The following is a 16,599-nucleotide window of genomic DNA, read 5'->3' on the forward strand; positions in this document are numbered from 1 at the left end:
AAAAATGAAGGAATTCCTTAAAAATATTGAAGGCGATAGAGCCATTTGGGCTATTGTAACGGTAATGGCATTATTGTCGTTTTTACCAGTTTACAGTGCAAGCACCAATTTGGTTTATGTTTCTAATAATGGGACTCCAATTTTCCATCTATTTAAACATTTTATATTACTTTTTTTAGGGTTTTTAATAATTTATGGAGTTCATAAAATTCCGTTTAGATATTTTAGTGGAGGTTCTATAATCATGTTTCCATTTGTGATTATACTTTTAATTTTCACACTATCGCAAGGAACTACTATTGGTGGTTCTAATGCTAGTAGATGGCTTGAAATACCAATAATTGGAATTGGGTTTCAAACATCAACTCTAGCAGGGCTGGTTTTAATGATATATGTAGCCAGATATTTGGCTAAAAACAAGGAAAACGATATTACATTTTCGCAAAGTTTTTGGCAATTATGGTTGCCAATTGCAATTACACTTTTATTAATTTTACCAGCTAATTTTTCGACAACAGCTATTTTATTTTTAATGATTTTGCTGTTATGTTTTATTGGTGGTTATCCAAAAAGATATATAGGAGTTATTGTTGGGATAGCCGTAGTAATGTTGTTTTTATTTATTTTAATTGCTAAAGCATTTCCTGATGCAATGCCAAATAGGGTTGACACATGGGGCAATAGAATTGAAAGTTTAACTGATAAAAATGCCGTAGAAGGGTATCAAATTGAAAAAGCGAAAATTGCTATTGCAACTGGAGGTTTATATGGAAGAGGCCCTGGGAAAAGTGTTCAAAAAAACTTTTTACCTCAATCTACATCCGATTTTATTTTTGCTATTATAGTTGAGGAATACGGCCTAATAGGAGCGTCAATGGTTATATTATTGTATTTTTTATTATTGCTAAGAATTTTAATTGCTGCAAAAAAAGCAACATCTATATTTGCAACCCTTTTAATTATAGGTGTTGGAATCCCCATTGTTTTTCAGGCAATTATTAATATGCTAGTGGCTGTTGATTTTGGCTTAGTTACAGGTCAAACATTGCCTTTAATAAGCAGTGGAGGAACATCCATTTGGATGACATGCATGGCATTGGGAATAATTTTGAGTGTAACTTCAGAAAAAATAGCTGCACCAACTAAAACAGATGAAGAAAATCCTTTAGATATTTTACATGAAGCAATCGGTTAACATCATATTAAGTGGAGGTGGCACCGGTGGGCATATATATCCTGCAATTGCCATTGCAAATGAGTTGAAGAAAAAAAAATCTTCTGCTAATTTTTTGTTTGTAGGTGCAAAAGATAGAATGGAAATGGAGAAAGTCCCTCAAGCTGGCTATGAAATTAAAGGATTATGGATTTCAGGTATTGAAAGAAAACTATCGCTAAACAATTTAATTTTCCCTTTTAAATTACTAAGCAGTTTATTCAATGCATTTAAAATAATTCGAAAGTTTAAACCAAATGTAGTTATAGGTACAGGTGGTTTTGCAAGTGGCGCAACTTTATTTGTAGCTAGTTTAATGGGCAAAAGAACATTAATTCAAGAGCAAAATTCATATCCAGGGTTAACTAATAAATTATTAGCAAATAGAGTTGATAAAATATGTGTTGCGTATGATGGTTTAGATAAATTTTTTCCATCAGCGAAAATAATTAAATCTGGAAATCCTGTTCGACAAGATTTATTAAATGTGGCTTCAAAAAGAGATGAAGCTGTCGATTTTTTTAAATTAAACGCTTCAAAAAAAACCTTATTAATTCTTGGTGGAAGTTTAGGTGCAAGAGCCATTAATAAATTAATTGAAGAACATATTGATTGGATTGTTGATAGTGAAATTCAGGTGATTTGGCAAACAGGTAAATTGTATTACAACGATTATAAAAAATATGGTGATATGCCAGGAGTTCAGGTTTTCGATTTTTTATCAAAAATGGATTTAACCTATGCTGCCGCAGATTTTATTATAAGCAGAGCAGGAGCAAGTTCAATTTCAGAACTGTGCATCGTGGGTAAACCGGTTTTGTTTATTCCATCGCCAAATGTAGCTGAAGATCATCAAACCAAAAATGCTTTAGCAGTGGTTTCAAAAAATGCCGCATTGTTATTAAAAGAATCAGAATTAAATAGATTCGAAAGTATTACAAAAGAACTTTTTAAAAATTCAGAATTACAAGAAACATTAAGTAAAAACATTGTAAAATTAGCATTGCCCAATGCAACAAAAACGATAGTGTCTGAAATTGAAAAATTAATTAGTAAGTGATATGTTGAAGTTAGAAGACATAAAGAACATATATTTCGTTGGTATTGGCGGGATTGGAATGAGTGCCTTGGCAACTTATTTCAAAACCAGCGGGAAAAATGTTGCTGGCTATGATAAAGTGTCAACAGATATTACTCAAGCGTTAAGTGAAATTGGTATTTTAATTCATTTTGAAGATGCGATTGACAATATTCCTCTTGAATTCAAAAACAAATTAAACACATTAATAATTTATACTCCGGCAATTCCTAAAAATCATATCGAATTAAATTATTTTTTTGAAGCTAATTTTAATGTTTTAAAGCGATCAGAAATTTTAGGAGAGATTACTAAAAACACCTTCTGCATGGCTGTTGCAGGAACCCATGGTAAAACTACAACTTCTACAATATTGGGGCATATTGTTCACGAAGCAGGGTTAAAGGCTACTTCTTTTTTAGGTGGAATTTCAGAAAATTATAATTCGAATTTAATAATTGGAGGCGATGAGATTTCTGTGGTGGAAGCTGATGAGTTTGATCGTTCTTTTTTAAGATTATCACCTAATATCGCATGCATTACTTCAATGGATGCAGACCACTTGGATATTTACGGTGAAGCTAGCGAATTGGAAAAATCTTTTAAAGAATTTGCATCAAAAGTCTCAGATATTTTAATAATTAAAAAAGGATTACCATTAAAGGGAATTACCTATGGAATTAATGAAGATGCTGATTTTGATGCAAGAAATTTAAGAATTGTAAATGGAACTTACATTTTTGATGTAAAAACACCTACAGAATATATAACGGATATTAAAATTCAATTACCAGGAAAACATAATGTGCTAAATACGGTTGCGGCTTTAGCAATGGCAAATAGTTATGGAGTTTCGCTCCCAGTCATTGCTAAAGCTTTACTAACATTTAAAGGAGTTAAACGAAGGTTTTCATATAAAATTAATACAAAAAATTTAGTTTTAATAGATGATTATGCACATCATCCAACAGAAATAAATGCAGTATGCGATGCTGTTAAAGAAATGTATCCCAATAAAAAGAATATTGGAATTTTTCAACCCCATTTATTTAGTAGAACAAGAGATTTTGTTGAAGATTTTGCCGAGGCATTATCACAATTTGACTATTTAATTCTTTTGGATATTTACCCAGCAAGAGAATTACCAATTAAAGGAGTTACTTCAGAATGGTTGTTAAGTAAAGTTAAAAATAGGAATAAACAAATTTCATCAAAAGAAAATTTATATAAGAATTTAAAAATGTTAAATCCAGAAGTGGTTGTGATGATTGGTGCTGGTGATATTGGTGAAATGGTTTCAGAAATTAAAAACAAATTATTGAATGAAAATTAACTGGTTATACATAAAAGGTGTTTTATTATTAGGTTTGGTAGTCTTTCTTGTAGGCTTCTCAAATCAAAGAAATAGTACGCTTAAAGTAACCGATGTTATAATAGAATTTGAGAAGGGAAATAATCTTTTTATGAATTATCAAATAGTTAATAAATTGTTAATACAAAATGGCAAGACCGTTAGAAATAAAGAAAAATCTGTTATAGATTTACAAAAGCTCGAGGCAAATATACTGGCACATCCTATGGTAGAAGATGCCACTGTTTTTTTAACAATAAACGGTGAATTGAGAGCTAAAGTTAGGCAACGAACCCCAGTTGCAAGAGTTGTTTTAAGTAGTGGTAGTTATTATATTGATAGGCAGGGAGAAAGGATGCCGTTATCTGAATTACATACTGAACGTGTGTTGATAATTTCAGGAGAAATTGCACCCAAAGATTTGAAAAAAATTCATCTTTTGGTAACTGAAATAAGGAATGATTATTTTTTAAATGAAATGATTATTGATATTCAAAAAATGGAAGATGGAACCTATAATTTGAGGACAAGAATAGGAGATCAAATTATAATTTTTGGAAAAATAGAAGAAATTAAACATAAATTAAAAAATTTGAATTCGTTTTTTAACAAAGCATTACGAGATGGATCTATTGGAAATTATAGTTTAATAAACTTGAATTATAAAAATCAAGTGATTTGTACAAAAGTAGAAGAATATGGAACAGAATGATATAGCAGTTGGATTAGACATTGGAACAACAAAAATTGTTGCAATGATTGGTCGAAAAAATGAATATGGGAAAATAGAATTGCTTGGAATAGGAAAAGCAAAGAGCCTAGGTGTGCATAGAGGTGTTGTAAATAACATAACACAAACAATACAATCTATACAACTTGCTGTAGATGAAGCAATTGCTGTTTCTGGAATTAAAATTACAGACGCTATTGTTGGTATTGCAGGGCAACATATTAGAAGTTTACAACATAGTGATTACATTACCAGACCTAATTCTGAAGAGGTAATAAATGATGATGATATTGAAAAACTTGAAAAACAGGTTTATAAATTGGTAATGTTACCCGGAGAAGAAATAATTCATGTATTGCCGCAAGAATTTAAAGTTGATGGACAAGCAGAAATAACTGAGCCAGTTGGAATGTACGGTGGCAGACTTGAAGCAAATTTTCATGTGGTAGTAGGTCAAATTTCGTCAATAAGAAATATTGGGAGATGCATAAAAAGTGCTGGATTGGATTTAGCAGGTATTACTTTGGAACCTTTAGCCTCAGCAGAAGCAGTTCTAAGTAATGAAGAAAAAGAAGCTGGTGTTGCGTTGATTGATATCGGTGGAGGAACTACCGATTTAGCTATTTTTAAAAATGGAATCATTCGTCATACTGCAGTTATTCCTTTTGGCGGAAATGTAATTACTGAGGATATTAAAGAAGGTTGTTCTATTATTGAAAAACAAGCGGAGTTATTAAAAACTAAGTTCGGGTCTGCGTGGCCTGGTGAAAATAAGGATAATGAAATTGTTTCTATTCCTGGATTAAGAGGAAGAGATCCTAAAGAAATTACCCTTAAAAACCTTTCAAAAATTATTCATGCACGCGTAGTAGAAATTATTGAACAAGTGTATGTAGAAATAAAAAATTACGGACACGAGGAGTCTAAGAAAAAGTTAATTGCGGGTATTGTTTTGACTGGTGGAGGAGCTCAATTAAAACATATAAAACAATTAGTTGAGTATATAACTGGTATGGATACTAGAATTGGGTATCCAAACGAAAATTTGGCGGGTGATACTGATGAAAGTATGTCAAGTCCACAATATGCTACTGCAGTTGGTTTATTAATGAATGGTTTAAATAAAATTGATAGAGCAAAAGCAAAGTTAAAACCAATTCGGAAAGAAGATAAATTCGAAAGAGTAGAAAATGACACGATAAAAGAAGAGCCTGAAATAATAGAAAAGCAAAAAGAACCTAAAAAATCCATATTTGATAAATGGGGAGATAAATTTAGAGACTTTTTAGACAATGCCGAGTAACCAAAATAAATAAGAAAAGGACCAATAAAAATATATTATGAGCAATTCAGATTTCAACAATATTTCATTCGATTTACCAAAAAATCAGTCAAACGTAATTAAAGTTATAGGAGTTGGTGGAGGTGGTAGTAATGCCGTTAATCATATGTATTCTCAGGGGATTGTTGGTGTTGATTTTGTGATTTGTAATACTGATGCTCAAGCGCTTCAAAATAGCCCTATTCCTTCAAAAATTCAATTAGGAATTTCACTAACAGAAGGCTTAGGTGCTGGTGCAAATCCAGAGGTTGGAGAGCGCGCTGCATTAGAAAACGAGCAAGAAATTAAGGAAATGCTTTCTCATAATTCTAAAATGATTTTTATTACTGTTGGTATGGGTGGGGGAACTGGTACTGGTGCAGCTCCAGTAATTGCCAGAATAGCCAGAGAGATGGATATTTTGACTATTGGAATTGTTACTATCCCTTTTAGTTTTGAGGGTAAAATGAGGAATGAACAAGCTCAAAAAGGTATTGATAAAATGCGCCAATATGTTGATTCATTGGTTGTTATAAATAATAATAAATTAAGAGAAGTTTACGGTAACCTAGGCTTTAAAGCGGGTTTTTCAAAAGCCGATGAGGTTTTATCTACAGCAGCTCGAGGAATTGCAGAAGTTATAACACATCATTATACTCAAAATATTGACTTAAAAGATGCGAAAACAGTGCTATCTAATAGCGGAACAGCCATTATGGGTTCTGCAATTGCCTCGGGTGAAAACAGATCTGAAATAGCTATTTCTAAAGCGTTAGACTCTCCTTTATTAAATGATAATAAAATTACAGGCGCTAAAAACGTGTTATTACTAATTGTTTCTGGTACTGAAGAAATTACCATTGATGAAATAGGCGAAATTAACGACTTTATTCAAACTGAAGCAAAATCAAATGTGAACATCATAATGGGTGTTGGAGAAGATGAGACTTTAGGAGATGCGATTTCTGTAACCATAGTAGCAACTGGTTTTACTAAGGACCAGCAACATGAAATTTCGAATACTGAAGTAAAAAAAATAATTCATAATTTAAATACAGATCAAGAAGCAATTTTTGATTTATCGGATAAAAAAATTATTCAATCAGGTGAGAAAAAAACAATTCATCCTTTAGGTGAAGAAACATTTTCGAGTTCTAAAATAGTTCATAGTTTGGATGAAGAAGAAGTAGAATCGGAATTTAATTTAATTGCAACAAATGAGTTTATAAAAAACATTGATGTTGTGTACGATCGGATTTCTTACGACAAAATTGAAGATTTTGTTATAACATCTGTAAAGCCTGAAATAATTGAAATTGAAGAACAAATTTTTGATATAAAAGAAGAAAAGCAAATATCCTTTACGTTTGATTTGCCTTTTGTTAAAAATACTAAAAAAGAAGGTGAAAATGATTTTAATTCAAATTCAGGAAAAACGGAAGTGGTTGATCCTCAAATTATAAAATCTACTAAAAAAATTGATGATGATGTTTATTTTTCTTTAGAGGATTATGCCGATTTGGAAGATAGTTTGGTTAATGCAACAAAAAAAGAGGTTGTTAAACCAGTTATTGAAGATGAAATGCGTTTTTCATTAAGACAAGAACCAGATTTTGATATTAATAATTATGAGGTTGTTGATCATAAGGAGGTAACACCTTTAGCTTTGACCATTGCAGAACTGCAAGAAAAGACAGTTGAACGAAGAGAAAAAATGAAGATATTCAACTATAAATTCGGAACTAATTTAAAGAAAAACATAGACGAGATTGAAAAGGAACCAGCGTATAAAAGACGTGGTGTTGAGCTAAGTGATAATTTTCACTCGTCAAATATTACTGCTTCAAGAACAACTTTAGAAATAGATGAAAACGATGAAATTCAATTCAGATCTAATAACTCATTTTTACATGACAATGTAGATTAAAAATTTGCCCAAAGACGAAACCAGGAGATTTATTTTCTAAGTTTTAACTCGAAAATCTTCATTGAAAATTGAAGTTTTTCGAGTTCTTTTTTTTTATCTTCGCATTTCTAAACAGAATGAAAATGAGTTTACAAAACAAAATAATGGATAAAATTAAAGATGCAATGAGAGCTAAGGATAAAGTTGCTTTAGAGTCTTTAAGGGCAATCAAGTCTGAAATTTTATTAGCTCAAACAAAAAGTGGTGCAGCTGAAGAATTGAGCGAAGTCGAGGAAATAAATTTATTACAGCGTTTAGTTAAACAGCGTAAAGATAGCGCTTCGATATATTTAGAGCAAGGTAGAAATGACTTAGCAGAACCAGAATTAGCTCAAGTTGAAATTATTACACAGTTTTTGCCTGTTCAGTTAAGTAATGAAGAATTGACAATTATAATTGGTGAAATTATTCAAAAAGTAGGAGCAACCTCAATTAAAGAAATGGGAGCGATTATGGTAGAAGCATCAAAACAATTGGCTGGAAAATCTGATGGTAAATCAATTTCCTTGGTAGTTAAAAAATTATTAGGATAATATTAAAGGCCTCGTGGCGCAATTGAATAGCGCACTGGATTTCGGCTCCAGCGGTTACAGGTTTGAATCCTGTCGGGGTCACAAGAGTTGTACTCAATTAAACCAAAATCCTTGTAAATACTGTGTATTTTAAGGATTTTGGTTTTTTAGACTATTAATTTATTTAATTTGATATTTATAGTCAACAAATAAGTCAACAACCTTATTAGAGATTAACAATATTGACCGAATGACCAAAATGCTTTTGTTGAATTGACTTTCGTCTTTAACAAAGTTCAGCTAAAATAATAAAAACTATGAAATCATCCTCAATTTTTCCAATTCAGATTTATTTTAATGAATCACCTGCTAAAAATAACCGAGTAGCTATTTTTAAATATTGCTAACTTTAATCAATTATCAGCATATAAATGTAGAAATTGAATATGCTAAAGCCTTAAAACAAATTTTGAACCTAGTTGATAAAAATTGTAATATTGTAATAATATCTATTTTAGTTTAAAATTAATGAAGTACATTCAAAATTTTCTTTTAATTATATCTCTTTTCATTTCTTGTAATGTAAAAGCTCAAGAGTTGCCTCCTATAGAGAAATATTCTACTGAAGATTATTTAGGTGGAAATCAGAACTGGATGGTTTCACAAGCACCCGATAAAATTATTTATGTTGCAAATAATGAAGGTCTTTTAGAATTTAACGGAGCTCGTTGGAAAATTTATCCATCTCCTAATAATACTATTATTAGAGCTGTAAATGTGGTTAAAGACAGAATTTATACAGGTTGCTATATGGAATTTGGATATTGGCAAAAGGACGATTTTGGCATGTTAAAATACAATTCTTTAGTTCCTTTTCTAGACGTTAAGATGGTTGAGGACGAGCATATTTGGAATATTATAACGTATAATGAATTGGTTATTTTTCAATCATTTGATAGGATATATTTTTATAATACTATTAAAAATAAATTTAACACTATAAGTTCTGAAAATCAAATCACAAAAATTTTTAATATTAATAATGTAATTTATTATTATGTATTACATGAAGGACTATACACATTTAAAGAAGGGAAATCAAAGTTAATTTCAAATGATTTAGCATTTAATAAAGGGATCATCATAAATATTTTTTCATTAGAAGATGGATTGCTTATTCAAACTCGAAATTTAGGTTTTTATACTTTTAAAAATTATATAGCAAAGGAATGGAATATTGAAGTAAATAAGGCTTTAGTAAAAATGAAAGTCTTTAACAGTATTCAACTTAAGGATAAAAGTTTTGTTTTAGGTACCATTTCAGATGGAATTATTTATTTAACAAAAGAAGGAATAATTGACTATCAAATTAACCAAACCAATGGATTAAGTAATAATACAGCACTATCTCTATTTGAAGACCAAGATGAAAATATTTGGGTGGGTTTAGATAATGGTATTAATTGTATCAACATAAAATCACCAGTTAGAATTTTTAATGATGATAGAGGTTCGCTTGGGACAGTATACGCATCTACTGTATTTAATAAATATATTTATTTAGGAACCAATCAGGGTTTGTTTTATAAAAAAATAGATACTGAACAATCATATAAAATTATTGATGGTACTGCAGGTCAAGTATGGAATTTATTTGTTTTTAATAATGAGTTGTTTTGTGGTCACCATTTAGGTACTTATATAATTGAAAAGAATAAGGCCATAAAAATATCTAACATTCCCGGTACATGGGAGTTTAAGCCTATTCCAAACTTAAAAAATGGTTTGCTCCAAGGAAATTATAATGGTTTTAATGTATTGATTAAAAATGATGGTAAATGGAGCGTCAGAAATAAAATAGATGGATTTGATAATTCTGTTAGATTCTTTGAATTTTTAAATGCTACTGAAATATTTGTAAATCATGAATATAAGGGGGTTTTTAAGCTAAAGGTTGATGAGAACTATACTTTCTTTATAAAGGTTTCTAAGCAATTAGAACCTCCTTTAGGAAAACATTCTAGCCTAATAAAATTTAAAAATAATATCTTATATGGTTTTGATGAAGGTGTTTATAGGTATAATTCAAAAATTAATAAATTTTTAAAAGATTCTATCCTAAGTCAAATAGTTACAAATGAAACCTATTTATCGGGGAAATTAGTTGTTGACGAAGCTCAAAATTTATGGGGTTTTACAAATGAAAACATGAGTTATGTATCAATTAATGATTTAACAAATGAATTTAATATTCATACAGTTTCAATTCCAGCAAATTTAAGAAAAGGAATTTTAGGGTACGAAAATATTTCTCACCTTAAAAATAGTGAATACCTGATAGGTACAACTTGTGGTTATATAATACTAAATCTTGCCGCATTTGACCAAAGTAATGACTATACCGTTATTATGGATAATGTTATAATAAATAACAAAAACTCAACATACATAACTGTTAATTTAAAAGATGAAGGCGAATTTAAGTATAAACAAAACTCAATAACTTTTAACTACAGCGTACCTGAATATAATAAATACCAAATCGTTAAATATCAGTATAAACTTAATGGTAATGTTGATAAATGGAGTGAGTGGACAGAAAAAACTGAATTGATATTTGATAACCTCCCATTTGGTAATTATAATTTTAAAGTGCGCGCAAAAATTGGGAATAAATTATCTGAAAATATTGCTAGTTACAATTTTGAAATTTTGAAACCATGGTATTTATCTAACTTAGCGGTTATAGCTTATCTCCTTTCATTTTTAGGTATTTTATTAATTATTCATAAATCAAATAAAAGATATTATAAAAAACAACTTTGGCATAAGCAATTAGAAAGTGAACAATTAATTATTCGAATGAAAAACGAAAAATTAAATCAAGATATTGAAAATAAAAATAGAGAATTGGCTATATCTACTATGAGTATCATAAATAAAAATGAAGTACTTAACACTATTAAGAATGAATTAAAAGGTAATGATATGGAATCAAATAATTTACAAGTATTAAAATTAATTGATGGGAATTTAAATAACTCAAAAGATTGGGACGTTTTTAAGGAAGCCTTTAATAATGCCGATAAATATTTTTTAGATAAGATTAAAGAATTACACCCAAACTTAACTCCGAACGACTTACGTTTTTGCGCTTATTTACGTTTAAATTTAACTTCAAAAGAAATTTCACCATTACTGAACATGACTGTAAGAAGTGTTGAAACAAAACGATATAGATTGAGAAAACAAATGGGTTTGCCACACGATTCGATTTTAGTAAGCTACATCTTAAATATTTAATATATAAAGTCTAATATGTAATTACAAATTATTTTTTATTATCTTTGTGTTATGAGTAGAGTAGCACTAAAGATAGAAAACTATAGTTCTGAAGAACTGAAGGCGTTATTGCGCAAAGACGAGAAATTTCAACAAGGGGTTCGTTTGTATGCTTGTTATCAGGTATCCAAAGGAAAAAAGCCAAAGGAATTGGAAGATCTTTATGAAACATCGTTTAAATCCATATGCAATTGGGTAAACAAATTAAACGAAGGAGGGGTTGAGGCATTAATTGATAAAGAGAAACCTGGAAGACCACCAAAGCTTACCAAGGAGCAAAAGGAAAAAATCAAATTTGTTGTTTTGGAACAGAGCCCTGAGGATTACCAATATAATAGTTCAACTTGGACAGGATTATTGCTGATAGATTGGATTGACAAGCAATATAATATTGTTTACAAGAAAGCCCAAATCTATAATATATTGAAAAATATGGGATTAACATTTCAAAAAAGCAAAGGCTTTTATCCAGAGGCAAAAGAAAGGGCCGAAAAAGTGGACGCGTTAAAAAAAACTTCAAGAAGAAAGGAATAATGGCAGTGTGATTGTTTTTCAAGACGAAGCAAGCCTGTCAAATACGGCGTCTGTTTCCCATAAATGGAGTCTTAAAGGCAAACAGCCGGCGGTTGCGCAAAAACAAAGAAAACGAGAAAGAAAAACCCTGTTTGGCTGTGTTGAGCCTAAAACAGGAATAGTGATATCTGATGTGGCCGATAGGGGGAATACCGTTACATTTTTTAAATTTTTAGTGAAAGTCGCTAAACTTTATCCAGAACAAAAAGTAGTTGTGGTTATGGATAATGTTAGATATCATCACGCAAAAAGGCTAAAGCCTGTTTTAGAGAAATACAAAAATAGAATAGAGCTTGTTTATTTGCCCGCATACTCACCAGACTTAAATCCAGTTGAAAGGATTTGGTGGTATATGAGAAAAAAAATTTCACATAATAGATATTTAGAAAAAATGGAAGATAGATTAACGAAATTCAATGAATTAATGAATACATTCAAGTCTGAAAACCAATTAGGGAAAAATCTATCCAATTTAATTGTAAATATTTAATAGACTTTATATAACAACAGATGTTAAACCTGCTGGTAAATTTGTTACAATAGCATTTGTTGCACTTCCACCAAATGTATAAACGGTATTTGTAATTGCCGTTCCTGCACATACTGTTTGATTTTGAGTGCCACTAGATAATGCTATGATTGGAACTGCATTTACAGCCAACGTTACATTTTGAGTAAAAACTTGTGAGCAATTTGGTGTAGTGCTCGTGGTAGTTACTCCAGTTATTTGTAAAACTTGCCCATTATTTGCACCTGTTAAAGCCGTGGTAGTAAAACTCGCAGCTCCTGATGCATTGGCAACTACACCTGTAACTGGCGTTTGTGCCACTGCATTTATACTATATGCAATAGTAGATGTGCTATCAGCAAGTAGGCCTGTTAAATTAATTACTGCCGATGAACCTGCACAAACTGTTGCTGCCTGTGTTGCACCAGTTAATGTTGGTACTGCATTTACGGTAACTGAAACGGTTTCTGTTAAAAATGCTTCGCAAGAACCAACAGGAATTTTAAATGCTTTAACTCTTAAGGTTGTATTGGCAGTTAAAACCCCGCTTGTTAATGTAATAGTATTGCCATTTCCTAAAACAGAAGTTCCTGTTGGCGTAGAACCATCAGCAAGATATAATTGATAAATAATTAATTTTTCTGAATTTACAACATCAATATTTGCTACAAAAGAACCTGAACATATGATCTCACTATCTGGGTTTACAACCTTATTTATTAAAGGTGAAATACATTGAACAATTTTACTGGGTGAAGGTGCAGACTGGCAAGAAGCCCCGCTTGAAGCTTTTACGGTGACAACTCCAGTTGTATACAATTCATAAGTAGGAATGCCTGAAATAGTCCAAACACCACCTGAAACGGTAGCAGAAACTCCTGCAACTTGAAAACCATCCACAAATAGCGTGATAACATCAGTACCTGAACCAGTACCAGAAATAGATGTAGATTGTTCTATAATTGGATCTGTAGTAATTGTAAGTCCAGAGTTGCTCGCTGGTGTTGCAACTAAAACGCCACTAGATTCAACACTTACAGTTTTACAACTTGGTGTTACTGATGCTGTTGCCGTTGCGGTTATGGTATTTCCTGCTGCAATACTTACTCCTGTAACAGTCCAAACACCTCCAGCTTGTACTGTTCCCGTTTGAGCTAATAACGTACGAGTTGGTAAAACACCTGAATAAAGCCTAATTATTGTTCCAACTGCTTCAGAAGAAGTTCCCGTTACAGTTGTTATGGCTCCAGTTGAACAATAATTTCCTGTGATTGTTGGAGCTCTTGAAACCCCACCACTTACAATAACACCAGTAGAAACTGGTGAAATACATTTTCCCGTTCTAATGGCTCTTACAGTTACAACATCACAAGAATTTAAGTTTAATGAACCTATAGTCCAAGCTCCACCTGCGATAGAATTTGCAGAGCCAGCTTGAATTCCATTTACAAATAACTGAATAGCAACACCTGATATGTTATCAGGTGATGGTATTGTTCCTGAAATTGAAGTTGTTGAATATAAAATTGGACTCGTTGTAATAGTAGGTGTTGCCGTTGAACTTGTAGTTCCAATACATAAATATATTGGAGTTGATTCACATTTTCCAGGTTCCGTTGCTGTTATTCTATATACGCCAGTAGCTAAACAAGCTGGTCCACTGCCATTTGGATTAGTATCTTCTCCCGAACTTATGCATTTCCATAAAAAATTATCAGTCCCGTTCACTCCAGTTGCAGTTGAACGAACCTCTATTTGACCTGAAGACCATAAGGATCCAGCAGTTGGACTTAAAGGAGTTGCACTATTATTAAAATAAACTTTTATAATGGCTCCTGCTACAGGTGAAAAACCAGATATACTTTTTCCAATATGAGATACTGAGGTTGGAGGAGCAGAACAGACAGCATTAACTACTTTTGTATTACAATTACTATCGGAAACCGATTCTCCCGGCGCTTGTGCTGTTGCGTAAATAATATCATTAGAAGCCAACGCTGGTGAAATTCCTGTTAGTGTCCATGCGTTACCACTTACGATAGCAGATCCAAGCAGAATATTATTATTCTTATACACCCTTATTGTTGTTCCGTTAGCTTCTGTAGAAGTACCTGAAACTGAAGTTGCACCATTATTAATAGACCCTGAAATTGTAGGGCAAACCGATTTTTCTAAACAAAGACCAGCATTAATTTGAGTTATAGTACAAGGCCCTTGGTTGTCAATAATCGTTTCAAAACAAGATGCCAAACTACCACAATCTCCACCAACACCAGCAATATCTGAAGCTGAAGAGGTATTACAAATGGTTGATTTTTGGGCAGCCATATTATCAACAATTGCCATACGAACAGCTGTGCTCGATGTAATTCCAATTGGCCCTAATAATCCTGTTGGTGCTAAATCTCCAAACGGAACAAAGAAATCTAAAAAGTAATTATATGGATTGTAAATTGTAGAATGTGCTATGGACTTTTGATAATTTGTTGTTACAGTGTATGTTAAAACTGGTGAGCAAGTTAGTGCTGGACCATCTATATTATACACAAAAACACCAAATTTTGTGGCCAATACAATTTCTACTTCAAAACCCGGATTGGTTGCAGTAGCATTTGTGTCTGCATTTGGTCCAGAATAACCAAATTTGCCATCGGTATCTATAAGTATACTGTAACTTTTAGCATTATTTAATGCTGAACCCATTCTTAATCGGAACAACCAATTATTATTGCCATCTAAATAAGACATAGCAGGATCTTCGGTACCCGAATCTACAAAGTCTGTAAAACCTCCATTTGGCCCATTATTAATATCGCTTGTAGGTTCCATTCCTGGAAAAATAAAAGGTACATATGGTATTTCACTTTCTCCAAAAACACCAGGTGAAATAAAACCTTTATCATTAGAAATAAAACCAGCTGTTGTTTTTGAAACGTATCCATCTCCATTTGGATCTAATACTGCCGCACCACCACCTGTTGCCGGTTCAAAAATTAACCCTTTTGTTTGTGAGAATACTGACGTATGTACTCCAAAAAATAATATAAAAATAAATATAATTTTATTAATAAAACGGTTGGCTGAATTGTTTTGGAATGGGTATTTTTTATTCATATAATTATATTTATTTCAACCCGTTGTGCATTTATAAAAACAGGAATAAAAGTTGTTCATTGACTATATAAAGTCGTATATTTATTTGTATATCAAGCAATTAAATATATGAACAACTTTAAATCAAATTACGACAAAATTTTAGAAATATTAAAAACAATTACAGAAAAAGAAAGTTTTTTAATTCAAATAAGAGAGCCAAAACTTAAGGATATAGAGTTGATAGCGATGAACTTAACTTCTGAATATATGAGTATTGACAGTGAGTGTCAACTGTTTAGGATTCTCCCAAAAGGTTTAATTTCTAAAATTGAACGCTCTGTTTATAATAGAAGAAAGCGAAAATTATTTTCAGCAATGGAATTTTTAAGAGAGAAACTATCTGATAAATTTAATGCTTTTGAAAATTATTATATTGTAGATAGTATGCCTTTAGAAGTCACAAAATTATCAAGAAGCGGTAGGAGTACCATTTGCAAAGAGCATTATGATACAGCTCCAAATAAAGGGTTTTGTGCAAGTCAAAATATGGTTTATTATGGCTACAAAATACATGCTGTTTGCTCATTAAATGGAGTTTTTAAAAGCTTTGATATTAGCAAAGCATCCGTTCACGATATACATTATTTAAAAGACATCAAAAATCAATTTAAAGATTGTGTGATTTTAGGCGATAAAGGTTATTTAAGTGCTGATTATCAATTAGATTTATTTGAAAGTAAACAGATTAAATTAGAAGTCCCAATGCGGAAAAATCAACAAGATTATAAACAACAGTCGCATGTTTTTAGAAAATCAAGGAAGAGAATTGAAACTCTATTTTCCCAACTTTGTGACCATTTTATGATAAGAAGAAATTATGCCAAAACATTTGATGGATTTAAAACAAGA

The 16,599-nt window shown here is 31.4% G+C and carries 12 protein-coding genes and 1 tRNA gene; 12 read left to right on the top strand and 1 reads right to left on the bottom strand.

The annotated features are described in order from the left end of the window. Positions 1 to 4: 4 nt before the first annotated feature. The 11 genes from Q8S45_RS08415 to Q8S45_RS08465 all read left to right on the top strand — a co-directional run bounded on the left by Q8S45_RS08415 (position 5) and on the right by Q8S45_RS08465 (position 12,576). The gene (locus Q8S45_RS08415) at positions 5 to 1,195 is read left to right on the top strand and encodes an FtsW/RodA/SpoVE family cell cycle protein (RefSeq protein WP_305603609.1); all 1,191 of its coding nucleotides are present in this window, start codon (positions 5 to 7) and stop codon (positions 1,193 to 1,195) included. Beyond that, entirely contained in the window at positions 1,179 to 2,273 is a 1,095-nt protein-coding gene (murG, locus tag Q8S45_RS08420; RefSeq protein ID WP_305603612.1) for an undecaprenyldiphospho-muramoylpentapeptide beta-N-acetylglucosaminyltransferase, read from the top strand. Before Q8S45_RS08415 ends, murG begins: the two co-directional genes overlap by 17 nt. A 4-nt stretch (positions 2,274 to 2,277) precedes the next feature. Further along, on the top strand, positions 2,278 to 3,624 hold the full coding sequence (gene murC / locus Q8S45_RS08425) for a UDP-N-acetylmuramate--L-alanine ligase (RefSeq protein WP_305603654.1): 1,347 nt from the start codon (positions 2,278 to 2,280) through the stop codon (positions 3,622 to 3,624). Beyond that, positions 3,614 to 4,354 carry a cell division protein FtsQ/DivIB gene (locus tag Q8S45_RS08430; RefSeq protein WP_305603616.1) on the top strand — a complete coding sequence of 247 codons (741 nt, stop codon included), beginning with the start codon at positions 3,614 to 3,616 and terminating at the stop codon, positions 4,352 to 4,354. Before murC ends, Q8S45_RS08430 begins: the two co-directional genes overlap by 11 nt. Next, positions 4,341 to 5,675, top strand: coding sequence for a cell division protein FtsA (gene ftsA / locus Q8S45_RS08435; protein WP_305603619.1), 1,335 nt, complete (start codon positions 4,341 to 4,343; stop codon positions 5,673 to 5,675). Before Q8S45_RS08430 ends, ftsA begins: the two co-directional genes overlap by 14 nt. A gap of 37 nt (positions 5,676 to 5,712) precedes the next feature. Continuing rightward, positions 5,713 to 7,620, top strand: coding sequence for a cell division protein FtsZ (gene ftsZ / locus Q8S45_RS08440; protein WP_305603622.1), 1,908 nt, complete (start codon positions 5,713 to 5,715; stop codon positions 7,618 to 7,620). A 122-nt stretch (positions 7,621 to 7,742) separates the two neighbouring features. Continuing rightward, positions 7,743 to 8,192: a GatB/YqeY domain-containing protein gene (locus tag Q8S45_RS08445; RefSeq protein ID WP_305603626.1), complete on the top strand. Its 450-nt coding sequence runs from the start codon at positions 7,743 to 7,745 to the stop codon at positions 8,190 to 8,192. A gap of 7 nt (positions 8,193 to 8,199) precedes the next feature. Next, a tRNA-Arg gene (locus tag Q8S45_RS08450) sits at positions 8,200 to 8,273 on the top strand. A 426-nt stretch (positions 8,274 to 8,699) separates the two neighbouring features. Then, positions 8,700 to 11,474 carry a triple tyrosine motif-containing protein gene (locus Q8S45_RS08455; RefSeq protein ID WP_305603629.1) on the top strand — a complete coding sequence of 925 codons (2,775 nt, stop codon included), beginning with the start codon at positions 8,700 to 8,702 and terminating at the stop codon, positions 11,472 to 11,474. Between the two features lie 51 nt (positions 11,475 to 11,525). Beyond that, positions 11,526 to 12,047, top strand: coding sequence for a helix-turn-helix domain-containing protein (locus Q8S45_RS08460; protein ID WP_305603631.1), 522 nt, complete (start codon positions 11,526 to 11,528; stop codon positions 12,045 to 12,047). 7 nt (positions 12,048 to 12,054) lie between these two features. Beyond that, positions 12,055 to 12,576, top strand: a complete 522-nt coding sequence (locus tag Q8S45_RS08465) for an IS630 family transposase (protein WP_305603634.1) — start codon at positions 12,055 to 12,057, stop codon at positions 12,574 to 12,576. A gap of 6 nt (positions 12,577 to 12,582) precedes the next feature. On the opposite strand, the gene Q8S45_RS08470 is transcribed toward Q8S45_RS08465, so the two are convergent. Further along, positions 12,583 to 15,708, bottom strand: a complete 3,126-nt coding sequence (locus Q8S45_RS08470) for a hypothetical protein (protein ID WP_305603637.1) — start codon at positions 15,706 to 15,708, stop codon at positions 12,583 to 12,585. A gap of 108 nt (positions 15,709 to 15,816) precedes the next feature. Here Q8S45_RS08470 and Q8S45_RS08475 point away from each other — a divergent pair. Then, a partial coding sequence (locus Q8S45_RS08475) for an IS982 family transposase (protein WP_305603640.1) occupies positions 15,817 to 16,599 on the top strand: 783 nt, incomplete at its 3' end.

The sequence above is a fragment of the Lutibacter sp. genome (assembly GCF_030692605.1).
Lineage (GTDB): Bacteria > Bacteroidota > Bacteroidia > Flavobacteriales > Flavobacteriaceae > Lutibacter.